We start from the raw sequence: 23471 nt of genomic DNA on the forward strand, positions 1-23471 counted from the left end.
GGGCGGGAGCCGAGTTGCTTCGAAATGCCGGTCCACGTCCGCCTCGATCGAGGAATGGCGGCACCAGCAGAACGGAGGCGGGAATATCCTCGAAAAAACAATGGACGTTGCCCCGGAGGTGTGTGACGAAACCAAATCTGAAACCCATGACGGGGGAGGTTGCAGTGCCTCCAGCAAAGGTGCCCAATGGCGAATATGCAGAAGTTCGATCTGTCTTCCGTCGAGCCGGAAACCGGCACGCCCGCTGCCGACCGGCTGATCTCCGGGGCGCCGCAATTCAGTACCTGGAACCTGGAAGAGGCCGATGGCGGCCTCTATGCCGGAGTCTGGGAATCGACGCCCGGCAAGTGGCGGATCGTCTATGAGGAGTGGGAGTATTTCCACATCATCTCCGGCTATTCGATTGTCACGCAGGATGGTGGCGAGGCGGCGCATTTGCGCGCCGGCGACAGCATGATCCTGCGTCCCGGCTTCGAAGGCACCTGGGAGGTCGTCGAGACAACCCGCAAGGATTACGTCATCCGCCTGTGACACCCATGCACCGAAGACTGGGCGGTCTTCGGTGCAACTACCAGACCAGGTTGAGACGCTCCAGGCCGTGGAAATGAAACGCGTCCTTCACCTCGGGCTCGTTCTTCAGCCGCATGTCCGGCAACCGCCGAAACAGGATCGGCAGCGATAGATTGAGCTCCAGCCGGGCCAGCGGCGCCCCGATGCAGAAATGCAGGCCGGCACCGAAGGAGACGTTCGCGCCTTCATCGCGCGTCGGCCGGAACGCATTCGGGTCCGTGAACTTCTTCGGGTCGACATTCGCCGCCCCGAGCAACAGGCCGATCTTGTCGCCCTTGCGAAGGGTGATGCCGTCTTCGAGTTCGACATCCGACAGCGCGTAACGCTGGAAAATATGCAGCGGTGCCCCAAAACGCAGGCACTCCTCGATTGTCAGCGCGGTTGCCGCCTCTGTGGCAAACAGATCCTCGGCGGAAGGTCCGGATTGCAGGATGGTTCTCACGGCATTGCCGATCTGATGCACAGTCGCTTCGTGACCGGCATTGAGGAGCAGGGCGGTGGTCGAGACCAACTCTGCCTCGGAAAGTCGTTCGCCATCCTTTTCCGAGGTGATCATGTGCGTCAGCAGGTCATCGGCGGGATTGCGGTGTTTCTCGGCGATGATCTCTCGCAGATAGGCGGCAAATTCGGCGGAAGCCTGGTTGGCGTCGAGTTCGGTCTCGTGGCTCGGGTCGAAGACATACATCCGGACCATGCGGTGCGACCAGTCGAGAAGATCGGGCGCCGCCTCGACCGGTATGCCGAGCATGCGGGCGATGATCGTCACGGGGATCGTTTCGGCGTACGTCTTGAGCAACTCGACCTCGCCGTCGCCTTCGAAACCATCGATCAGGGCGTGCGACAGCTGCTCGATATCCGGTCGCAGCTGTTCGATCTGCCGCGAGACGAAGGCCCGATTGACGAGCGTGCGCAGCCGCGTGTGCGCCGGCGGCTCGAGCTCCAGCAGCGAATGTTCCTCCAGCGCGTCGAAATCCCTCAGATGTGGCTTCGGCGCCGACAGGCCGACTTCTTCGCGCGTCGCCACATGCAGGATCTGCCGTCCGAAACGGCGGTCGCGGAGCAGCGCGTTTACCTGGTCATAGCCTGCGAAATACCATTGTTGCCGCTCCTCCCAGAAGAAGGCCGGACATTGTGCGTGGATCTCGGCGTAGGCGGCGAGCGGCTCACGGTAGAAGGCGGGATTACGCGCATCGATGGAAATGCGCCTTTGGGCGCCGTCAATGGTTATGGCAGGCATGCAACGGGCTCTTTACAGAATTTGACCGACGTCTATTTCTACGGGAACCGGCGTTCAGCCGGCAAGTGCAGATATCCCTCCGGCCATCGGCATGGCGTTGACAGTGTCGGAAATGGTCGTCAATCTCCTGGCGCTGCGTAGGGCGCATCGGCAAGAGGCTGAAAGGGCACGCCCGCCTACGGGAGACACACCGTAGTTGCGCCCATGCCAAACCTTGAAAACCTGAAGAAGCAGGCGAAGCAGTACCTCAAATGGCATCGCGAACGGTACCATCCGGTCGCAGCGGAGATCAGGGCGGCCTTGCCCCGTTACTGTGACCTTGATGACGACGCCATTCTAAATGCGGAGTTCAAGCTCGCCGACGCGCAGGAGCTTATCGCGCGCCAATCGGGATTCGACGGTTGGCAGGCGCTCAGATCAGGAGCCCTGACAATGACCCCGCACTCAAAACCCACCATATCGCAGCCGGTGCTGCAGTCGATCGCCGCTCAGCTGTTCGTTGCCGATATCAAGGCCTCGTGCGACTTCTACGCGGAGAAGCTCGGCTTTGCCGTCGATTTCGTCTACGGCGATCCGCCATTCTATGGGCAAGTGATCCGCGACAGCGCCAGGCTTGCTCTACGCCTTGTCTGCGAGCCGGTCTTCGTCGATGACATCCGCCAGCGCGAGGACCTGCTTTCGGCTGCCATCACGCTCGAAACCGTCAATGACATCAAACAATTGTTCCTGACCTATCAGGCTGCTGGCGTACACTTTCACCAGCCGCTGCGGACCGAACCCTGGGGCGCCCGCACCTTCATCGTGCTCGATCCGGACGGAAATCTGATCCTGTTCGCAGGACCGGCCGACTGATCGAGAGCGGCGAAAATGGACGCCGACGCTGCTCGTGCTGTCCCGGCATCCACCCGTTCGCTCCCGTATCGCAGTTGCGAAACAACTTCTGCTCTCCACCCTTTTTCAGTGGCGCCCGGTGACCTATTTGCGCAATGATGCGGGCAGCAGGCAGGGAGCGGCATGGCAAAAAACCAGTCCAGTCTATCGGCGGGGATCGTGGCAGCGATCCGCAAGCGGCGTCCCACGGTCGTTCATCGCGAAGCTGCGGTGAACCGCGGCGACATCGTCATCGCCTCCTACAACATCCATAAATGTGTCGGTACCGACGGCCGTTTCGATCCCGGGCGGACTGCCAATGTGATTGGCGAACTGGGCGCCGATATCGTTGCGCTTCAGGAAGCGGACCAGCGGTTCGGCGAGCGTGCCGGTCTTCTCGATCTCGAACATCTCCGGCGCGAGGCCCATCTCGTTTCGGTGCCGATCTCCGGCTTTTCGGCGAAGGGGCATGGATGGCACGGCAATGTGCTGTTGCTACGCGAGGGCGCCGTTTCCGATGTCAGGCAGCTGAAACTCCCAGGTGTCGAGCCGCGTGGCGCGCTGGTCGTCGATCTCGACCTGAAGGTCGGCCCCTTGCGCATCATCGCCGCCCATCTCGGTCTTCTCAGGCATTCCCGCGCCCAGCAGGCCGAGGCGATCCTTGAAGCGGCAGCCGGCGCGAACGGGCGGCCGACGCTGCTCATCGGCGATCTCAACGAGTGGCGCATGGGCCGGAGATCGTCACTGTCCTTCCTAAGTCCTGTTTTCGATCCGTCGCACGCCACGGTCGCGAGCTTTCCGTCGCGTTTTCCGCTGCTGCCGCTCGATCGTGTGCTTGGCAATCCGCACCACCTGGTAACGTCGGTCGCCGTGCATGACTCACCGCTTGCGCGGATCGCATCGGACCATCTGCCGGTGAAAGCCTCCATCGCCTTGAAGGCTGCCCAGCAGGATCACCGAGACGGAAATCGGGTTGGGGCCGGCCGTACGGGGTCGGTCTGACGGCGAGGCGCGCTTTCGATGTTATCCTCCGTTCTGATCATCGTCGCCGCGATCGTCGGTGTGGTCGTGGCGGCCATCCTCTACATCTATGGCCGGTTCGGACGGCGCCCGCACGGGCTGCCGTCAACGGCACTTCCGGTGGCCGAGGCCGGTACGGAACTCGATCGGCTTATCATGCCCCTTCTTGCCGGCCGCCCGAACGCAAATGGCGTGGCGCTCGTGTCGGACAGTATCGAGGCCCTGGTAGTGCGCGCGCATGCGGCGCGGCGCGCCGGGCGCAGCCTCGATCTGCAGTATTATTACTGGAAGGATGATCTGACCGGTCTTCTGCTGGCCCGAGAGATTTTGGCGGCGGCCGACAGAGGCGTATGTGTCCGGTTACTGCTCGATGACATCAACGCCGGCATTCATGATCGCATGTGCATCGCGCTTGACGCCCACCCCAATATCGAGGTGCGGCTCTTCAACCCCAGCCGGGCGCGGACCGACCGCTTTCGCCGCGGCTTCGAGATGGCGATCCGCGCCTTCAGCGCCACCCGCCGCATGCACAACAAGCTGTGGGTGGCGGATGGCCGGGTCGCGATCGCCGGCGGGCGCAACATCGGCGACGCCTATTTCGACGCCGCCGAGCTTTCCAACTTCCGCGACCTCGACGTCTGGATGGTGGGGCCGGTGCTGGACCAGGCGTCCGCCATGTTCGACCGGTACTGGAACAGCGACTCCGTCCTCCCGATCGCTGCACTGCGCACGCCACGCAAGCAATATTTGCCGGCGCTCCGTGAGGCCGTCGACGGGCTTGCCCGGACACCCGCGGGCCGGTTTTACATCGAGCGCGTCGACAAGGCCGCTCAGGAAACCGACGTCTATCACGGCACGCGGCGGCTTCACTGGAGTTCGCAGATCCGCCTGGCATCCGACCCGCCGGAAAAGGCGCTGATGCAGCGGCGCCAAAACTGGTTGCTGCGCGAACTCTTCCCGTTGATCGAAGCGGCGACGCGGGATTTGAGGATCATCTCTCCCTATTTCATCCCCGGCGTTGCCGGCACGCGAGAGCTTGCGGCCATCGTTTCGCGCGGAGCTCGGGTCGCGGTGCTGACCAACTCTCTCGCTGCGACCGATGTCGCAGCCGTTCACGGCGGTTACATCAAGTATCGCCGGAAACTCATCCAGGCCGGCATCGCTCTCTTCGAATTGAAGGAGCACGGCGACGTTGCCGAAGGGCACCGCATGACGTTGTTCGGGCGCCGCAATGCGAGCCTGCACAGCAAGGCTTTCGTGGTCGATGGCTTGAACGGGTTCGTCGGCTCGATGAACTTCGACCCCCGCTCCGCATCGCTCAATACGGAAATGGGTGTCGTCTTTGCCGATGCGGCTCTTGCCGGCGAGCTGGCCAGCATGTTCGAGGAGGAGACCTCGCCGTCGATCAGCTACCGGCTCGGGATGGACGGTTCACGGCTTGTCTGGCGTGATCGCGCCAACGGCTCCGAGCGGCTGTTGCGGCGCGAGCCGGATGCCAGCCTTGCCAGGCGGATGATTGCCAACCTGATCCGTATTCTGCCGATCGAGTCACAGCTCTAGGAAGGCGGCGCCGCCGATACACGATTTGCCGTTCGTTTACCGACGTCATCGAACCCTGTGTGAAATGCTCGGTCGCGGCGGCTTGCGGCGCGCATGTCGGCGAAAAAAGGTTCTATTGACAACCATGTGTGGAGGAGCGCCGAACTTCGCAGCAAAGGGGGCTTCGATTAAGCTTATCGAAGCTTCGCGACTTGAAGTGAAGGGTGTTGACACTCTATGTAAGGACAGAAGGCAAATCCCGTGATTCCCGGCTCGCAAAGGTTTTGCGAGCCCGATTGATGAAGGTTCGATATGAGAAATCCCGTTGATACCGCCCTGGCACTGGTGCCGATGGTAGTTGAACAGACCAACCGCGGTGAACGTTCCTACGATATCTTTTCGCGCCTTCTGAAGGAGCGCATCATCTTCGTCACCGGTCCGGTCGAAGATCAGATGGCGACGCTCGTCTGCGCCCAGCTCCTTTTCCTCGAGGCGGAAAACCCGAAGAAGGAAATTGCGCTCTACATCAATTCCCCGGGTGGCGTCGTCACCTCCGGTATGGCGATCTACGACACGATGCAGTTCATCAAGCCGGCGGTCTCGACGCTTTGCGTCGGCCAGGCGGCCTCGATGGGTTCGCTGCTCCTGGCGGCCGGCCACAAGGACATGCGCTTCGCCACGCCGAATGCGCGCATCATGGTTCATCAGCCCTCCGGCGGTTTCCAGGGCCAGGCTTCCGATATCGAACGCCATGCCCGCGACATCCTCAAGATGAAGCGCCGCCTCAACGAGGTCTATGTCAAGCATTGCGGCCGTACCTACGAGGAAGTCGAGCAGACGCTCGATCGCGACCATTTCATGAGCGCGGACGAAGCTCTGGAGTGGGGTATCGTCGACAAGGTACTGACCTCGCGCGAAGAGATCGAAGGCACCGAGCAGGCCTGATAACGCGCTTTTGTGTCGCGATAGATGTAATTGTGACACAATTGTAATGGCTCAAGGGCTTTATCGTCAGGGTAAAGCCGGTAATATGGACCGTTAATGCTATGTTGGATTCTGAGGGCATAGTGTTCGGATGAGTTGGGAGAGTCGTTGCAGCCGCATCGGGCATGGTCGCCCAGGTGCGGTAAGTACTCCCGGAAGCCCTGCGTGAGGATAGGCTACAGGGCGAATTGAGTGGTCCGCGATACTTCGCTTGAAGTGTCCGGCGTGCTGGAAGGAAGTGGAAATGAGCAAGGTCAGCGGAAGCAACGGCGGTGACTCGAAGAATACGCTTTATTGTTCGTTCTGCGGCAAAAGCCAGCACGAAGTCCGTAAGCTGATTGCCGGACCGACCGTCTTCATCTGCGATGAATGCGTCGAACTGTGCATGGACATCATTCGCGAAGAGAACAAGACCTCGATGGTCAAGTCCCGCGACGGTGTGCCGACCCCTCAGGAAATCATAAAGGTCCTCGACGAATACGTCATCGGCCAGCAGCAGGCCAAGCGCATCCTCTCGGTGGCCGTGCACAACCACTACAAGCGCCTGGCGCATGCCGCCAAGGGCAGCGACGTCGAACTGGCGAAGTCCAACATCATGCTCGTCGGCCCGACCGGCTGCGGCAAGACCTATCTCGCCCAGACGCTCGCCCGCATCATCGACGTGCCGTTTACCATGGCCGACGCCACGACGCTGACCGAAGCCGGTTACGTCGGTGAAGACGTCGAAAACATCATCCTCAAGCTGCTCCAGGCCGCCGACTACAACGTCGAGCGCGCGCAGCGCGGCATCGTCTACATCGACGAAGTCGACAAGATTTCCCGCAAGTCCGACAACCCGTCGATCACCCGTGACGTTTCGGGCGAGGGCGTGCAGCAGGCGCTGCTCAAGATCATGGAAGGCACTGTTGCGTCGGTGCCGCCACAGGGTGGTCGCAAGCATCCGCAGCAGGAATTCCTGCAGGTGGATACCACCAACATCCTGTTCATCTGCGGCGGTGCGTTTGCCGGCCTCGACAAGATCATCTCCGCCCGTGGCGAGAAGACCTCGATCGGTTTCGGCGCGACGGTCCGCTCGCCGGAAGATCGCCGCGTCGGCGAGGTTCTGCGCGAACTCGAGCCGGAAGATCTGGTCAAGTTCGGTCTCATTCCGGAATTCATTGGCCGTCTGCCGGTTCTGGCGACGCTCGAAGATCTCGATGAAGATGCGCTGATCCAGATCCTGTCCGAGCCGAAGAACGCTCTGATCAAGCAGTATCAGCGCCTGTTCGAGATGGAAGACGTCGAGTTGACCTTCCACGAGGACGCGCTGCGCGAGATTGCCCGCCGGGCGATCGTGCGCAAGACCGGCGCCCGCGGCCTCCGTTCGATCATGGAGAAGATCCTGCTCGACACGATGTTCGAGCTGCCAACGCTCGAAGGCGTGCGCGAAGTGGTCATCTCCGACGAGGTGGTCAAGGGCGCGGCGCGGCCGCTCTACATCTACTCCGAGCGGTCGGACGAAAAGACCAACGTTTCGGCCTGATAACGCCGAATTATCGTTTGAGAAGCCCGCCTTGTGCGGGCTTTTTCATGTTCGCGCACTTAGCTGTTGAGACAAAGCCGCCCGAGCGCAGATTTCACAATTCGATTGTTGCTAAAGTGTCTCAAACAACGCAATGATGTGACGATTCAATGAAGGACCTTTATCGTTGCGCGTCCTTGAGCCTCGTTCTCCGTCGCAAGGCCCGCAACAGAAATGATGCGTAGTCAGAAGGACCCGGCCACGATTGGTGGGTGTCGCGTCCAGCCTTGAAATGGACGCGGTGGCACTCCACTTTGATGTGGAAAATATGACAACCGGGAGTGCCTGCGGGGCTCCCGGGAACGGGCCCGAAATCGGGACGGAAAGGAAATGACATGACGAACAAAACGTCACCGGCGACTGAAAGCGCGACCTACCCGGTTCTGCCGCTCCGCGACATCGTGGTCTTCCCGCACATGATCGTGCCGCTCTTCGTCGGCCGCGAAAAGTCGATCCGTGCGCTTGAGGAAGTCATGGGCACCGACAAGCAAATCATGCTTGCCACCCAGATCAACGCCACCGACGACGATCCGGAACCGTCCGCGATCTATGAAGTCGGCACCATCGCCAATGTCCTGCAATTGCTGAAGCTGCCCGACGGCACCGTCAAGGTGCTGGTCGAAGGCCGCGCGCGCGCCAAGATCGACGGCTACACGCCGCGCGACGAATTCTATGAGGCATCCGCGCATACGCTGAGCGAGCCGGAAGAAGATCCGGTCGAAATCGAAGCGCTGAGCCGCTCGGTCGTTTCCGAGTTCGAGAGCTATGTGAAGCTCAACAAGAAGATCTCCCCCGAGGTCGTCGGTGTCGCCAGCCAGATCGAAGACTATTCGAAGCTGGCCGATACGGTCGCCTCGCACCTGTCGATCAAGATCGTCGAGAAGCAGGAAATGCTGGAGACCACCAGCGTGAAGATGCGTCTGGAAAAGGCGCTCGGCTTCATGGAAGGTGAGATTTCCGTCCTGCAGGTCGAAAAGCGCATCCGCTCGCGCGTCAAGCGCCAGATGGAAAAGACCCAGCGCGAGTACTACCTCAACGAACAGATGAAAGCGATCCAGAAGGAACTCGGCGACGGCGAGGATGGCCGTGACGAGATGGCCGAGATCGAGGAGCGCATCGCCAAGACGAAGCTCTCCAAGGAAGCGCGCGAAAAGGCTGACGCTGAACTGAAGAAGCTGCGCCAGATGAGCCCGATGTCCGCGGAAGCGACCGTGGTTCGCAACTATCTGGATTGGCTGCTCGGTCTGCCCTGGGGCAAGAAGTCGAAGATCAAGACCGACCTGAACCATGCCGAAAACGTGCTCAACACGGATCATTTCGGTCTCGATAAGGTCAAGGAACGCATCGTCGAGTATCTCGCCGTGCAGGCGCGTTCGTCGAAGATCAAGGGTCCGATCCTGTGCCTCGTCGGCCCTCCCGGCGTCGGCAAGACCTCGCTCGCCAAGTCGATCGCCAAGGCGACCGGCCGCGAATATGTGCGCATGGCGCTCGGCGGCGTTCGTGACGAAGCCGAGATCCGCGGTCACCGCCGCACCTATATCGGCTCCATGCCGGGCAAGGTGGTGCAGTCGATGAAGAAGGCGAAGCGGTCCAACCCGCTGTTCCTGCTCGACGAAATCGACAAGATGGGCCAGGACTTCCGCGGCGATCCGTCGTCGGCTCTGCTCGAGGTGCTGGATCCGGAACAGAACTCGACCTTCATGGACCACTACCTTGAAGTCGAATACGACCTGTCCAACGTGATGTTCATCACCACGGCCAACACGCTGAACATTCCGGCGCCGTTGATGGACCGTATGGAAGTGATCCGCATCGCCGGCTACACCGAAGAGGAAAAGCTGGAGATCGCCAAGCGGCATCTGCTGCCGAAGGCGATCCGCGACCACGCGCTGCAGCCGAAGGAGTTCTCCGTGACTGACGGAGCCCTGATGGCGGTCATCCAGACCTACACGCGGGAAGCCGGTGTTCGTAACTTCGAGCGCGAATTGATGAAGCTCGCCCGCAAGGCGGTGACCGAGATCATCAAGGGCAAGACGAAGACGGTCGAAGTCACGGCGGACAACATCAACGACTACCTTGGTGTTCCGCGCTTCCGTCACGGCGAAGCCGAACGCGACGATCAGATCGGCGTGGTCACGGGTCTTGCCTGGACCGAGGTCGGCGGCGAATTGCTGACGATCGAAGGCGTCATGATGCCCGGCAAGGGCCGCATGACGGTCACCGGCAACCTGCGTGACGTGATGAAGGAATCGATTTCGGCGGCGGCGTCCTATGTCCGCTCGCGGGCGATCGATTTCGGCATCGAGCCTCCGATGTTCGACAAGAGCGACATCCACGTGCACGTGCCGGAAGGTGCGACGCCGAAGGATGGTCCGTCGGCCGGTGTCGCCATGGCAACCGCGATCGTGTCGATCATGACCGGCATCCCGATCTCCAAGGACGTCGCGATGACCGGCGAGATCACGCTGCGCGGCCGCGTGCTGCCGATCGGCGGTCTCAAGGAGAAGCTGCTGGCAGCGCTCCGGGGAGGCATCAAGAAGGTGCTGATTCCCGAAGAGAACGCCAAGGATCTCGCCGAGATCCCGGATAACGTGAAGAACGCACTCGAAATCATCCCGGTTTCGCGGATGGGCGAGGTGCTTGTACACGCTCTGGCGCGCATGCCGGAACCGATCGAATGGGACCCGGCAAGGGAGCCGGCAACCGTCGCAGTGGTTGATTCGCAGGACGAAGCAGGCTCCTCGATCGCCCACTAAAAAGTGCCGGTGAATGGGCGCAGCGACCTCACGCGGCGCCCATTTTGCAGAAAAATTGGGAAGACCGGCCTCTGGCCGGTCTTTTTTGTTGTAAAAGCGCCCTGCAAGCCTTGCATTCCAAGGGATTAGGCGCAATTGGGAAAGGCAAGACGCGGGCGATGCGCAAGCCGCCGCGGCTTAAAACACAGTCGTTTCGAACCAATCTGAAAGGGGTGGAAACATGAACAAAAATGAGCTCGTGTCTGCCGTTGCTGAGAAGGCCGGACTTTCCAAGACCGACGCATCTTCTGCAGTTGATGCAGTTTTCGAGACCATCCAGGGCGAGCTGAAGAGCGGCGGCGACATTCGCCTGGTCGGCTTCGGCAACTTCTCGGTTTCGCGCCGCGAAGCCTCGAAGGGCCGCAACCCGTCCACGGGTGCGGAAGTTGACATCCCGGCCCGCAACGTGCCGAAGTTCACGGCCGGCAAGGGCCTGAAGGACGCCGTCAACGGCTGATCAGATTTGCTTGGCGGCCGGACACGAGGCCGGCAGTCCAGGTATTCGAGGGTTCGGCGAAAGCCGGACCCTTTCGCATTCCGGGGGGCTGCCCTTGCGGCCTCCTGCCATTTGCTCTACGGCTTGCCCATTCTCAGGGCGGGGTGAAAATCCCCACCGGCGGTAAGGGCGCTGCAACATCATGCGGTGACCCAAGCCCGCGAGCGCCTTTCTCCTGAAGCGGGGAAGGGGTCAGCAGATCCGGTGCAATTCCGGAGCCGACGGTCATAGTCCGGATGAAAGAGAATGGTCGTCGGCACGAAGAGCAGGGCTGCCCGGCGTCGTGCCGTGCGCTCATGCGTCCTGATTTGTGTTTGTCCATTTCTCAGGATGCGTGACATGAATCAGACTTCCCTCGGTTTGTCCTCCTCGCGCGCCATGGCCGGTGCCGGCTTCATGGTGCTGGCCGGTATTGCCTTCGCCGGGCTCAATGTCGTTACCCAATGGCTGACGATGAAACTCGGCTTTCCCGCTGCCGCCACGGCCTTCTGGCAATATGCCTTCGCCCTTCTCTTTTCTTTGCCGTTCCTGCGGCGCGTCGGACTTTCGGCGATGCGCACCGATTACCCGTGGCGCCACGTCGTGCGCGTGGCCCTCGCGGCCTTCGGCGTCGGGGCCTGGGTCTCCAGCCTTGCGCATGTGCCGATCTGGCAGGCGATTGCCCTGGTGATGACCTCGCCGTTCTTCATCATCCTTGGCGCTCGCCTGTTTCTCGGCGAACGCGTCGGTCCGGCCCGCTGGACCGCGACCGCGGTCGGATTTGCCGGTGCGATGATCATTCTTGAACCCTGGTCGGACAGCTTCACCTGGGCAGCGCTGCTGCCGATCCTCTCCGCCTTGCTCTGGGGCGCCTCGTCGCTCATCACCAAGAGCCTGACGAGCAGCGAGCGTCCCGAAACCATCACCATCTGGCTGCTTGTCCTTTTGACCCCGATCAATGGCGCCATTGCGCTCACGGCCGGTTTCGCGGTGCCGCAGGGCATGGCGCTCGGCCTTCTCGTGCTCGCCGGGGTCATGACAGTGTTCGCGCAATATTTGCTGACGCTCGCCTATACGGTTGCCGACGCCGCCTATGTGCAGCCCTTCGATGATTTGAAGCTGCCGCTCAATGTCTTTGCCGGCTGGCTGGTCTTCGGTTACGCACCGACAGGCTATCTCTGGTTCGGTGCGGTCCTGATCCTTGGCGCGTCACTGTTCATCATGCGCAACGAGAGTCGGCGCGAACGGGAGGCTGTTGCAACCTGAACGGTGTAAAATCCGGCCGGTGTCATTCGGCTGTCATCGCAGTCGCGCAGAACCCCCATGTTTTCAGTATTCTCCATGGGGGATTTCAATGATCATTACTTCGCGCGTGACCGCGTTCGCGGCCGTCCTTCTTGCTTCCGCGGCATTTCCTGCGGCGGCTGAACCTGTATTCAATCGTATTGCGTCCTTTGCCGTTGCCGACAATCTGCCCGATGGTGACGCGCGCAAAGCGCCGACGTCCGCCGAGATCATCACGGCCAGCGAAGACGGCAATACGCTGATCTACTCCGACAGCCCGGGCAAGCGCGTCGGCCTGATCGACATCACCGATGCCAAGGCGCCGAAGGCAGCCGGCACAATCTCTTTCGACGGTGAGCCGACCTCCGTTACTGTTGCCGGCGCCAAGGCGCTCGTTGCGGTCAACACGCGCGAAAGCTTCGTCAAGCCTTCCGGTCTTCTGGCAATCGTCGACCTGGCGTCGAAGAAGGTGGATGCGACCTGCGATCTCGGCGGTCAGCCGGACTCGGTTGCCGTCAACAAGGACCGTACGCTTGCAGCCATCGCCATTGAAAACGAGCGCGACGAGGAAGTGAACGACGGCAAGATCCCGCAGATGCCGGCCGGCGATCTGGTGATCCTGTCCTTGAAGGACGGCGTTGCCGATTGCGGCTCGCTGAAGCGCGTGACGCTGACGGGTCTTGCCGAAATCGCTGGCGAAGATCCGGAGCCGGAATTCGTCTCCTTCAACGGCAAGGACGAGATTGCGCTGACGTTGCAGGAGAACAACCACATCGTCGTCATCGACGGCAAGACTGCGACGGTGAAGACGCACTTCTCTGCTGGCACCGTCGACCTCAAGGATATCGACATCAAGCGCAACGGCGCCATCGCCTTCAAGGACGAGCAGCCGGGCCGCGAGCGCGAGCCCGATGCGGTGAAGTGGCTCAACGATAACCGCATCGTCGTTGCCAACGAAGGTGACTACGAAGGCGGCTCGCGCGGCTTCACGATCTTCGACACCACCGGCAAGGTGCTCTACGAATCGGGCGCGAGCTTCGAGCATGCCGTTGCCGCGATCGGCCACTACCCGGAAAAGCGCTCGTCGGCCAAGGGCGCGGAGCCCGAGGGGCTGGAAGCGGCCAAGTTCGGCGACGACAACCTGTTCTTCCTGCTCGCCGAGCGCGCTTCCGTCGTCGGCGTCTACAAGGATACGGGTGCGGAGCCCGAACTGCTGCAACTGCTGCCGTCGGGCATCTCGCCGGAAGGCGCCGTCGCGATCCCGTCGCGCAATCTGCTTGCGACCGCCAATGAAGTCGACCTCGTCGAGGACGGCGGCGCGCGTTCGCATGTGATGATCTATGAGCGCGGCGAAGGCGAAGCTGCCTATCCGCAGATCCACTCCGCCGAGAAGGACGGGCTGCCGATCGGCTTCGGTGCACTCTCCGGTCTTGCTGCCGTCTCGGACAAGCCGGGCTTCCTGCGCGCCGTCAACGACTCGGTCTTCTCGTCGCAGCCGACGATCTTCACCATCGACGCCACCCAGAAGCCGGCGCTGATCACCGAGACGCTCGCCATCACCCGTGACGGCGCACCGGCTCAGAAGCTCGACATCGAAGGCATCGCCAATGACGGGGAAGGGGGCTTCTGGCTCGCATCGGAAGGCAATTCCGACAAGCTCTACAGCCACGCGCTCTTCCACGTGAACAAGAAGGGCGAGATCAAGAAGGAAATCGCTTTGCCTGAGGCGCTGCGCGCCGGCGAAACCCGCTTCGGCTTCGAAGGCATCACCGTTGTTGGCGAAGGCGACGACCAGACGCTGTGGATGGCTGTTCAGCGCGAATGGAAGGACGACGAGAAGGGCTTCGTCAAGCTCGTCTCCTACAAGCCGAAGAGCGAAGAGTGGGGTGCCGTGCGCTACCCCCTGGAAAAGGCCGGTGACGGCTGGGTCGGCCTGTCGGAAATCTCCGTTCATGGTGACTACGCCTACATCATCGAGCGCGACAACCTGATCGGCCAGGCAGCCAAGCTCAAGAAGATCTACCGCGTCGCGCTGACGGAACTGAAGCCGGCAGCACTTGGTGGCGAACTGCCTGTCGTCAAGAAGGAGGAGGTTCGTGACCTCATTCCCGACCTGAAGGCGCTCAACGGCTATGTCGTCGACAAGGTCGAGGGCTTCACCGTCGATGCAGCCGGCAATGGCTACGTCGTCACCGACAATGACGGTGTCGACGACTCCTCCGGCGAAACCCTGTTCTTCTCCATTGGCGCCATCAACGCGATGTAAGCGTTAACGCCCGGAGAAAACGGAAGAGGCCGGGACATGATGTCCCGGCCTCTTTCTGTTTCGGACTGGCAGGAAATAAATAGCACGATCCCGAATAGCGGGCGCCGACTAGCGGGCGACAGCGACCTGCGCTGCCTCTTCGGCCCCATCCTTGCGCTTGCGGATCTCATCCGTCCTGTCGACCAGCTTGCCGACGATGCCGTAGAGGGCATCGAGCTCCTCGTCGTCGAGCGCCGAGAAAATCTCCTCGAGCAGCTGCTTGCGTGGATGCTCTGCGGCTTCAAGCACGACGCGACCCGTTTCGGTAATCGAGACGATCTTGGCGCGCCGGTCCTCGGGATCGGGCTTGCGCATCACCAGGCGGTCGCGTTCCAGACCGTCGATGGCCTCGGTGACCGTGCGCGGCGCGAAGTTCAGCGCACAGGCGATATCTGTCGAGCGACAGGGACCGAGCTTGCTCAGGAAGAAGAGGAACTTGCTGCGTGCCAGCGACACGCCTTCTTCGGTCATCGATTCGTTCACCAGCCGATGGACCCGGTGGTAGAGCTCGAACAGTCTATCGGAAACTTCAAATGTCTTCTTCATGATCGTCGCTGGAATTTCATGAGGTGCCATGTGAAATGGCAGTAACATTAGTGATAGTTACAATTGCCACCTTTGTCGACAGAAACCTCTGAGACTTCACGGTAAGCACTTGGAGGCAAAGAAACGGCCGCCGTTTCCGGCGGCCGTTTCTGTTGGTTTGTCAAGAATTTCGTGTCTCGAACCCGCCCGCGAAAAACCAAGCACGGGCGTGCGTCGTGGTTATGCCGCCCGGCGTGTCGAGCCGGCCGACGGCGCGTAGCCGTAGGCCTGAGCCTCTTCCAGCGTGAAGCGGGCGATCAGCTCGCGCAGGCGGCCGGCTTCCTGGGCAAGCGTGGCGCTTGCGGCATTGGCTTCCTCGACCATGGCTGCGTTCTGCTGCGTCACCTGATCCATCTGGTTCACGGCGGTGTTGACCTCCGACAGTCCGGCGGACTGCTCCTGCGCCGAGATGGCGATCGCATCCATGTGCTGGTTGATCGTGACGATGAAGCCTTCGATGGTGCGCAGAGCCTCGCCGGTTTCGCGCACGAGCCGGACACCGCTTTCGACTTCGACGGCGGAGTTGCGGATCAGGTCCTTGATCTCCTTGGCCGCATTGGCCGAGCGCTGGGCAAGTTCGCGGACTTCCTGAGCGACGACGGCGAAACCCTTGCCGGCATCACCGGCGCGGGCTGCTTCGACGCCGGCGTTCAGCGCCAGAAGGTTCGTCTGGAAGGCAATTTCATCGATGACGCCGATGATGTTCGAGATCTGGCTCGACGAATGCTCGATGCGGCCCATGGCATCGACGGCGCCCGAGACGATGGCGCCGGATTTGCGGGCGCTTTCGTTTGCCTGGCTGGCGACGGCACGGGCCTCGTTGGTGCGCTTCGACGAATTGCCGACATTGACGGTGATCTGGTCGAGTGCTGCTGCGGTTTCTTCCAGTGAGGCCGCCTGCTGCTCGGTTCGGCGCGACAGGTCGTCGGCACTCTGGCTGACTTCGCGCGCACCGCTGTCGATGCTGCCGGAGCTGGCCGAAACGGCAGCAAGCGTATCGGCCAACTGAGCGACGGCCTGGTTCAGGTCGTGGCGGAGCTGCTCGAAGTCCGGCGCAAAGGGTTCGTCGAGCTGGAAGGCGAGATCGCCGGAGGCAAGCCTGCGCAGGCCACCAGCAAGACCGGCCGTCGCTTCCTGGAGGCGGTGCTGAGCCGCAGTTTCGGCTTCCTCGGTCAGACGCAGGCGATCGGCCTCAGCCTGGGCGCGCTGTGCCTGGGCATCCGCTTCGAGCTGCTGGTTGGTGATTGCCGCCTGACGGAAGACTTCGACGGCACGGGCCATCTCGCCGATTTCGTCCTTGCGGGCGCCGTAGGGGATGCTGCTGTCCGTGTCGCCTTCCGCAAGGCGCGCCATCGAACGGGTGATGATCTGGATCGGGCGGGCGATACCGCGCACGGCATAGAGAATGGCGCCGAGCACGATGATCGCCGCGACGGCGATGACGGCCATTTCGATCATGCGGATCTGGTCGTGCGTTGCCGAGCTTGCTGCAACCGCGGCGTCGGCGCCGGCGACGTTGAGCGCGCGCACTTCCTTGATCGCCTCGTCGACCTTCTGTTCGGTCTCCCGCATCTCGACCTTGAAGACGCTCTGCGCCTTCATGTTCTCAAGGTTGTTCGAGAGCTTGACCATGCCATCGGCGATGGCGAGGTAGGCCTGATAGGCAGCGCGTACCTTTTCCAGCGCGGCCTTGTCGGCGTCCGTTACCATCAGCGCCGCATAGTCGTCGGCGAGCTTGTTGAAGCCTTCGACGGTCTGGCCGATGACTTTTTCCGCGGCCTTCTTCTCGAAGGGCGTTAGCGAGATCAGGTGGCGCGCAAAGGCCATGCGCGTATCGGAAAGCTGGGTTTCGAGCGCGCGGGAAAGCGAGACACGCGGCAGCCAGGTGGTGGCGATCTCGTTGTTGCGCTCGTTCATCATCTTGATGCCGCCGAGCGACGAGACGGCAAGCGCCGCGACGATGACGGCGACCACGAGGAAAAGGGCAATGAGCGTATGTGAAATCTTGAGCCGTGACATAGGTTCCCCCCGGAAGGACGGCCGTCCATAAAAGCTGTACTTGATGAAGTCGTTCCGGCTCTTGATCGTCATGACGGAGCGGATGCCGAAGCAGGAATCATTCCGTTGCCTGGATGCGCTGGGAGCGCAGCCGGCGGAAACCTAGCGAACAAGATGTTACAAAAGCCCTAATCGATTAAAGTGAGTATAATCTGATATTTGCAGGTACTCCGGCGGTGCTGTTGACCATTCGTTTTCGGCAAATCCTGCGGGGATGTTCTGTATTAGTCTTGGCTTTACTTGGCTGGTCTGAAATATGCTCGTCTGCAGCAGGCCAATCTCCCACCGTGGATGAAGGGTCGACGCTGATTGACGGGCGGCGGCCTGCCGGGCCATGGTCGGCCATGCCCTTCCGCTTCGTCCATACCGCAGATCTTCATCTCGATTCGCCCCTCCGCAGCCTCGCCCTTAGAAACGCCGACCTCGCTGAGATCGTGCGCGGCGCGTCCAGGCGCGCCTTCGTCAAGATCGTCGATCTCTGCATTGCCGAAAAGGTCGATGCGCTGCTGATCGCAGGCGACCTCTATGACGGCAGCCAGACGTCGATGAACACGGCGCTGTTTCTCGGGAGGGAGTTGCGCCGGCTGGATGAGGCGGGGATCCGGGCGTTCATCATCCGTGGCAACCACGATGCCCAGTCGCAGGTCACCAACGAGCTCACTTTGCCGCCTTCGGCGCATGTGTTCAAAGGCAGAGCGAAGGCCGTTCTTGCCAAGACCTTGGCAAGCGGGCGCGACGTCTATGTGCACGGGGTGAGTTTCGCCAGCCCGCACGCGCCGGAAAGCCTGCTGCCGGCCTTTCAGCCGCCGATGTCGGGGGCGCTCAACATCGGCATGCTGCACACAAGCCTTGCCGGTGCGGCCGGCCATGATCTCTACGCGCCCTGCAGCGCCGCCGACCTCGTGGCACATGGTTTTGACTACTGGGCTCTCGGCCACATCCATCAACGCCAGATCCATGCAACGGCCCCCTTCGTCGTCATGCCCGGCATACCGCAGGGCCGCGATGTCAACGAAGCCGGTGTGAAGAGCGTGACGCTGGTGGCGATCGATGACGACGGCCGGATCGAGATTAACGAGCTGCCGATCGGCATCGCCAGTTTCGAGCGCCTGTCAGTCGATATTGCCGGCCTCTCCGAGTGGCGCGACGTGCTCGATGCGGTCAGGCAGGCGCTTGTGCGGACATCTGTGGATACGCCGGCGGAAAATGTGATCCTGCGCGTAACGCTGACGGGCGCAACACCGCTGGCCTGGCGCCTTCGCCGCGACACGGATTTGCTGCGCGCCGAGATCGACAACATCGCGGCCGGCATCGTCGGTTGCTGGATCGAGAAGCTGGAACTCGCCTGCGGCAATCCCCTGGTGGAAAAAGCGGGTGCAATGCTGGATCCGGTCGATGAGCTGGTGGCCCTCGTCGAGGCCGATGTTCTGCCGGCTCACGGATTTCGCCAGGAAGTCCGGGCAGCCGTGGAAGATCTGCTGCAACAACTGCCTCCTGAGCTGCGCCAGGCGTTGGCACCCGATGAAGACGCGATCGAGCGCCTCGCTTTCGAGGCCAGCGCGTCGGGAGGCACGGAAGTGCTTGCCCATCTTCATGGCAGCGGTTCCGGCGAGGGCATCCACTGATGCGGCTCCGCGCCCTCGATCTCGTCCGCTATGGCAAATTCACCGATCGCCGCCTCGACTTCGGTGAGAGCGTGGCCGGCGTGCCCGATCTGCATATCGTCTACGGGCCGAACGAGGCGGGCAAGTCAACGATGTTCTCGGGCTTCCTCGATCTGCTCTTCGGGATAGAACACTCGAGCCCCTATGGGTTCCTGCATCCCTATCCGACAATGCGGGTCGGTGGCACCATCGGGGCGGCTGATCGGACGCACCGCGTGTTCCGGGTCAAACGCAAGTCGAACTCGCTGGTCGGCATCGACGACCAGCCTTTGCCCGACAATCTCTTCTCCGGTGTGCTGGGCGCGATCGATCGCGACACCTATCAGACAATGTTTTCGCTCGATGACGAGAGCATCGAGAAGGGCGGCGAGGCGATCCTGAAGAGCGAGGGAGAGCTTGGGTCGCTGTTGTTTTCCGCAAGCTCGGGACTGCCGGACAGTACGGCGATCCTTGCCGCCTTGCGCGGCCAGGCCGACGCCTTCTACCGGCCACAGGCGCGCAAGCATCAGCTTGCAGAGCTGAAGGCGCAGCTTGACGCCCTGAGGACGGAGCGAAATGCCCTCGACATCAACGCACGCGAATATGCGGCGCTGCGCAAGACGCTGGCGCAAGCACGCGACCGGCATGAGGAAGCGATCACACGTCGCGCCGAACTTCGAGTCGCGCAGTCTCGCCTGAAGGCGGAGATCGAGGCCCTGCCGCACTTTGGCCGGCTGCGTGCGCTTCGCATGGAACTGGCGAGCGCGCCGGTGCTGCCGGTCCCGCCGACCGAGTGGGCAGCCGAGCTGCCGGCGCTTCGCCGCCAGGAAGCGGAGATCGAGGTCAGGCTTCGGCAGAACCAAAGCGAGATGCAGCACCGCCGCAATGCGTTGGAAGAGCTTCCGCTCGACAAAAAAGGGCTGTGCCTGGCCGAACGGCTGACGGCGCTGCAGGAGACGGCCCTCGATGCGCGCTATGTCACGGCCGCGCGCGATATGCCGTCGCGATTGGAAGAGTTGGCGAGAACGTCGACGGAGATCGTCGGTTGCCTGCTGCGGCTCGGTGAACCGGCAGACCGCGACCCTGCCGATCTGCTGCTGCCGGCAGGGGTCGGTGCGCGACTGCAGGATCTGGCGCGCCGACATTCTGCACTGGCCGAACGGTGCGCTTCGGCTCACCACGAAGTGCAAGCCGCGGTCGAGGAAAAACGGATCGCTGAATGTGAGCTGGTGCGGATTGATGGAGAAGGGGGGCTGGCGGACACCTCCGGTCTTTCGGGGCGACTGACGCTGCTGCGTCGCAGTGACTGCCTGCTTCGGAAACAGGCCGCGGCGCAATCTCTGGATCGGCTGGAAGCGGAACTTGCCGACAAGCTGCTGCAGCTGAAGCCTTTCGCTGGAAGCGCCGACGATCTGCTGGCGCTCAGCGTTCCAGCGCCCGGAGCGCTTGAGGCGTTGCGTAGGGCCGCAGCCACTTTGGAAGAGCGGCAAGCGCGCGTATCCGATCGCGTTGCCGGCGAGCAGGAGCTGCTTGTGGGCGAGGAGGCGCGGCTGGCCGCGCAGTCCGCCGTTGGCGGCACTCTGGACGATGTTTCGGCCGCGGCACTGCGTCGCCGTCGTGACGAGGCCTGGGAGCGGCACAAGGGCCGGCTTCTTCAGGAAACGGCTGTCGCTTTCGAAGAGGCGATGGGTAGGGATGACGAAGTTACCGCGCTGCGCCTCGCCGAAACGGCGCGGCTTGCCGATATGCGCGGCCTGTCTCTTTCGATCGCCGAGAGACGCGCCCGCCTTGCGGCGCTGCGCGAGCAGCAGCAGCGATGCAGCGAGGAGGTGGCGCTCCAGGCGCAGTCTCTGGAAGTCGTCGTCACGTCCTGCGGCTTGCCGAGCGTCACGGGCTTGCTCCAACTGGAAGCCTGGCTCGCTATCCGGAGTTCGGCGCTCGAACTTCGCGCGCAATTGCGCCCTGTCCGTCTGGAGTTCGACCGGGCGCATGCCGAGGAGGCCGAAGCGATTCGCGGGCTCAGCGACGAACTCGCCGGCATCGGCATGGAAGGAGGGCTGTCGGAGCGACTCGACGATCTCCTGCAGATCGCAGAGCGCGTCGTATCGCAGGCACAGACCTCAGCCGCCGCCCGCAACACAGCCCGCGAGGCGGCAAAGCGCAGCGCGACGGTTCTTGAAGGCCGACGCTCGACCCTTGATCTTGCTGAAACCGAAATGACTACCTGGCAGGAGCAGTGGAATACGCTTCTTGCCAAGAGCTGGCTTGCGGAACGCAGCGACCGGCTCGTGCCGGAGCAGATTGGCGCGATGCTTGCGGTCCTGCAGGACCTGGACAAGCTCGTACAGCGCAAGGCCGATCTCGAGTATCGTGTCGCCGGGATGCGCAAGGATCAGGCGGCATTCGAACGTGCCATCGCCGACCTCGCTGGCGGACCGCTGACAGACGATACGTTCACAACCTTTACGGCGCTCAAGGCGCGTGCTGCCGAGGCCCAGCGGCTTTCCGACCGCCGGGCGACATTCCTGTCGGAGCTGGCCCGCTTGGACGACGAGCGACGCGCAATCTGTGCCGAGCAAGAGCTCCATATAGCGCGCCGGCGCCTCGTCCTCGAGTTTTTCGACTGTGAAACGGTCGACGATGCCATGCAGCAGTTCGAAGCCGCGCGCGAGCAGGGGCGCCTGCGCCAGCGAATCGCCGAACTGGAAGCGGATATCGCTTCCCGATTGGGCGTTTCCATGTGCCAGCAGGCCGAGGCGTTGCTCGCAGAGCTCGATGCGGCCGCGGTCCTGCTGGAATTGGCGCGGCTCGATGCGGCGCTTGAAGACAGCGACCGCGAAGTCAGCGAGTTGCACACGGATATGCGCGGCAAGGAGAAGGCACTCGTCGATGTCGAAGGCGGGGACACGGTTGCCGATCTCGATCAGAAGCGGCGAACGCTGCTGCTCGACATCGAGAACAGGGCGCTTGGCTATTTGCGGCTCCGGGCCGGCGTCATCGCAGCGGAGATGGCGCTCCGGCTTTTCCGCGAGCGGCATCGCAGCGCGATGATGCGCCGCGCCTCCGAAACCTTCAGCCGGATCAGTGGCGGAGAATATTCCGGCCTATCGGCGCAGTCCGACAAGGGGCAGGAGTTCCTGATCGCCAATGCCGCTGGTGGTGGATCGAAACTTGCCAAGGATCTCTCCAAGGGCACCCGATTCCAACTCTATCTGGCGCTCAGGATCGCCGGCTATCACGAAATCGCGGCAGCGCGCGAATCGCTGCCCTTTATCGCCGACGACATCATGGAGACCTTCGATGACGGGCGTGCTGGCCGCGCTTTCGAGCAAATGGCCGAAATGGCGCGCGTGGGCCAGGTGATCTACCTGACGCACCACGAACATCTTTGCGAGATCGCCCGCAGTGCCTGCCCGACTGTGACAATCCACAGGTTATGATAGGCTCGCGGGCGAGGTAGTGCCTGTTGGCGTGACGCGCTTTCGCTGAAAAGAAGCGCCGCAAACGAAAAACCCGGAGGAACGAGAGATGGACATCATACCCGGTGGGTCGAGACCTTCGACGCGCGCGCCGGCTGAGTATTTCACCGGTACGGTGCGGCAGGATCCGGTCATCGAGACCGCAGATCCGGCGCGGATCCGCGCCGTCAGCGTTACCTTCGAGCCGGGCGCCCGCACCGCCTGGCACACCCATCCACTCGGTCAGACATTGATCGTGACCGCCGGCCGCGGCCTCGCGCAAAGCTGGGGCGGCCCGGTGCGCGAGATTCGTGTCGGCGACGTGGTCTGGTTCCTGCCGGGCGAAAAACACTGGCACGGTGCCGCACCCGATACCGCAATGGTTCATCTTGCGATTCAGGAAGCGCTCGACGGCAAGGCTGTGGATTGGCTGGAGCATGTGACCGACGAACAGTATCGCGGGGCGTAGAGCCACGCGACAGAATCAGCTGACCGACAGGAACGGCCGGTCACGTCGATGGTGGGGAGTGCATGGCTGACGGCGGCTGTCAGGCACAGCCGCTTCTGTCCCCGACAGGCGCCGCTCAACATCAGCGCTATCGTGGCACAGATAGGCGTCGCCGGAGCGAACGCATTCTCGGCCTATGAACAGTCACGAACGCAACAAGGTTCTAACGCCGCGAGGTCGCTATCTTATGCGATGAATTGGGAGGAGAAGGAAAATGGTGGGCGATGAGAGACTCGAACTCCCGACATCCTCGGTGTAAACGAGGCGCTCTACCAACTGAGCTAATCGCCCTTCAGCGTTTGGACCGGATCAGTCCGCCGCGTCGGTGGCCGTGATCTAGGCGTAACCGAAAAAAACCGCAAGAGCATTTGTATCGTTTTTATGATTTTTTTTGTCTTGGATCGCGCGATGCCCTGAATTGCCGGGGTTCCTGGTTGTGGACAAGAAAGCGTGTCTTTGGCCGTCACCCGTGGCAGGGGAGGGCGAGAGATAAAGATTTGCCGTTCGGGATCACTGCACGGGATGGAAGAGGCGATCGGAGTGGGCATGTGGCTGCGTCGTGTGCATGATCCGGCCTCC

General features: G+C 62.1%; 16 protein-coding genes, 1 tRNA gene and 1 riboswitch. Of the genes, 13 read left to right on the forward strand and 4 right to left on the reverse strand.

Going from position 1 to position 23471, the window contains the following annotated elements; all coding sequences use genetic code 11:
* Positions 1 to 186 precede the first annotated feature (186 nt).
* Positions 187 to 531 carry a cupin domain-containing protein gene (locus ACN9MO_RS05155; RefSeq protein ID WP_057252366.1) on the forward strand — a complete coding sequence of 115 codons (345 nt, stop codon included), beginning with the start codon at positions 187 to 189 and terminating at the stop codon, positions 529 to 531.
* Positions 532 to 568: 37 nt separating this feature from the next.
* Here the strand turns inward: ACN9MO_RS05155 and ACN9MO_RS05160 are convergent, their stop codons facing one another.
* A complete protein-coding gene (locus ACN9MO_RS05160) occupies positions 569 to 1807 on the reverse strand; it encodes a cytochrome P450 (RefSeq protein WP_113132758.1) in 1239 nt (412 codons plus the stop codon).
* Between the two features lie 204 nt (positions 1808 to 2011).
* Between ACN9MO_RS05160 and ACN9MO_RS05165 the strand changes: the two genes are divergently transcribed.
* The 9 genes from ACN9MO_RS05165 to ACN9MO_RS05205 all read left to right on the forward strand — a co-directional run bounded on the left by ACN9MO_RS05165 (position 2012) and on the right by ACN9MO_RS05205 (position 14601).
* The gene (locus ACN9MO_RS05165) at positions 2012 to 2659 is read left to right on the forward strand and encodes a VOC family protein (RefSeq protein WP_113132759.1); all 648 of its coding nucleotides are present in this window, start codon (positions 2012 to 2014) and stop codon (positions 2657 to 2659) included.
* Between the two features lie 162 nt (positions 2660 to 2821).
* Entirely contained in the window at positions 2822 to 3679 is an 858-nt protein-coding gene (locus tag ACN9MO_RS05170) for an endonuclease/exonuclease/phosphatase family protein (RefSeq protein WP_112995503.1), read from the forward strand.
* Between the two features lie 18 nt (positions 3680 to 3697).
* A complete protein-coding gene (locus tag ACN9MO_RS05175) occupies positions 3698 to 5257 on the forward strand; it encodes a phospholipase D family protein (protein WP_112995502.1) in 1560 nt (519 codons plus the stop codon).
* Positions 5258 to 5548: 291 nt separating this feature from the next.
* Positions 5549 to 6181: an ATP-dependent Clp protease proteolytic subunit gene (locus ACN9MO_RS05180; protein ID WP_057252356.1), complete on the forward strand. Its 633-nt coding sequence runs from the start codon at positions 5549 to 5551 to the stop codon at positions 6179 to 6181.
* A gap of 283 nt (positions 6182 to 6464) precedes the next feature.
* On the forward strand, positions 6465 to 7742 hold the full coding sequence (clpX, locus tag ACN9MO_RS05185; RefSeq protein ID WP_034803621.1) for an ATP-dependent Clp protease ATP-binding subunit ClpX: 1278 nt from the start codon (positions 6465 to 6467) through the stop codon (positions 7740 to 7742).
* Positions 7743 to 8116: 374 nt separating this feature from the next.
* Entirely contained in the window at positions 8117 to 10537 is a 2421-nt protein-coding gene (gene lon / locus ACN9MO_RS05190) for an endopeptidase La (protein WP_093232249.1), read from the forward strand.
* Positions 10538 to 10757: 220 nt separating this feature from the next.
* Positions 10758 to 11033, forward strand: a complete 276-nt coding sequence (gene hupB, locus ACN9MO_RS05195) for a DNA-binding protein HupB (RefSeq protein WP_057252351.1) — start codon at positions 10758 to 10760, stop codon at positions 11031 to 11033.
* Positions 11034 to 11158: 125 nt separating this feature from the next.
* A riboswitch (FMN riboswitch) is annotated at positions 11159 to 11324 on the forward strand.
* Positions 11325 to 11402: 78 nt separating this feature from the next.
* Positions 11403 to 12317: a DMT family transporter gene (locus ACN9MO_RS05200; RefSeq protein WP_192494661.1), complete on the forward strand. Its 915-nt coding sequence runs from the start codon at positions 11403 to 11405 to the stop codon at positions 12315 to 12317.
* An 88-nt stretch (positions 12318 to 12405) separates the two neighbouring features.
* Positions 12406 to 14601 (forward strand): esterase-like activity of phytase family protein, encoded by a 2196-nt coding sequence (locus ACN9MO_RS05205; protein ID WP_112995501.1) that lies wholly within the window; start codon positions 12406 to 12408, stop codon positions 14599 to 14601.
* A 108-nt stretch (positions 14602 to 14709) separates the two neighbouring features.
* Here the strand turns inward: ACN9MO_RS05205 and ACN9MO_RS05210 are convergent, their stop codons facing one another.
* Together ACN9MO_RS05210 and ACN9MO_RS05215 are read right to left on the reverse strand one after the other, a co-directional pair.
* Positions 14710 to 15186: a MarR family transcriptional regulator gene (locus ACN9MO_RS05210; protein ID WP_113132760.1), complete on the reverse strand. Its 477-nt coding sequence runs from the start codon at positions 15184 to 15186 to the stop codon at positions 14710 to 14712.
* Between the two features lie 219 nt (positions 15187 to 15405).
* Complete coding sequence (locus tag ACN9MO_RS05215; RefSeq protein WP_162728064.1) at positions 15406 to 17244, reverse strand: methyl-accepting chemotaxis protein; 1839 nt, start codon at positions 17242 to 17244, stop codon at positions 15406 to 15408.
* A gap of 383 nt (positions 17245 to 17627) precedes the next feature.
* Here ACN9MO_RS05215 and ACN9MO_RS05220 point away from each other — a divergent pair, with 383 nt between their 5' ends.
* From ACN9MO_RS05220 to ACN9MO_RS05230, 3 genes are all read left to right on the forward strand, one after another.
* The gene (locus ACN9MO_RS05220) at positions 17628 to 18908 is read left to right on the forward strand and encodes a metallophosphoesterase family protein (protein WP_057252872.1); all 1281 of its coding nucleotides are present in this window, start codon (positions 17628 to 17630) and stop codon (positions 18906 to 18908) included.
* Positions 18908 to 22366 (forward strand): AAA family ATPase, encoded by a 3459-nt coding sequence (locus tag ACN9MO_RS05225; RefSeq protein WP_113132761.1) that lies wholly within the window; start codon positions 18908 to 18910, stop codon positions 22364 to 22366. The genes ACN9MO_RS05220 and ACN9MO_RS05225 overlap by 1 nt, the downstream gene beginning before the upstream one ends.
* Before the next feature lie 88 nt (positions 22367 to 22454).
* Positions 22455 to 22853 (forward strand): (R)-mandelonitrile lyase, encoded by a 399-nt coding sequence (locus tag ACN9MO_RS05230; RefSeq protein ID WP_113132762.1) that lies wholly within the window; start codon positions 22455 to 22457, stop codon positions 22851 to 22853.
* Between the two features lie 254 nt (positions 22854 to 23107).
* Here ACN9MO_RS05230 and ACN9MO_RS05235 read toward each other — a convergent pair.
* Positions 23108 to 23183, reverse strand: a tRNA-Val gene (locus ACN9MO_RS05235).
* Positions 23184 to 23471 lie beyond the last annotated feature (288 nt).

The sequence above is a fragment of the Ensifer sp. R-19 genome (assembly GCF_049905105.1).
Lineage (GTDB): Bacteria > Pseudomonadota > Alphaproteobacteria > Rhizobiales > Rhizobiaceae > Ensifer.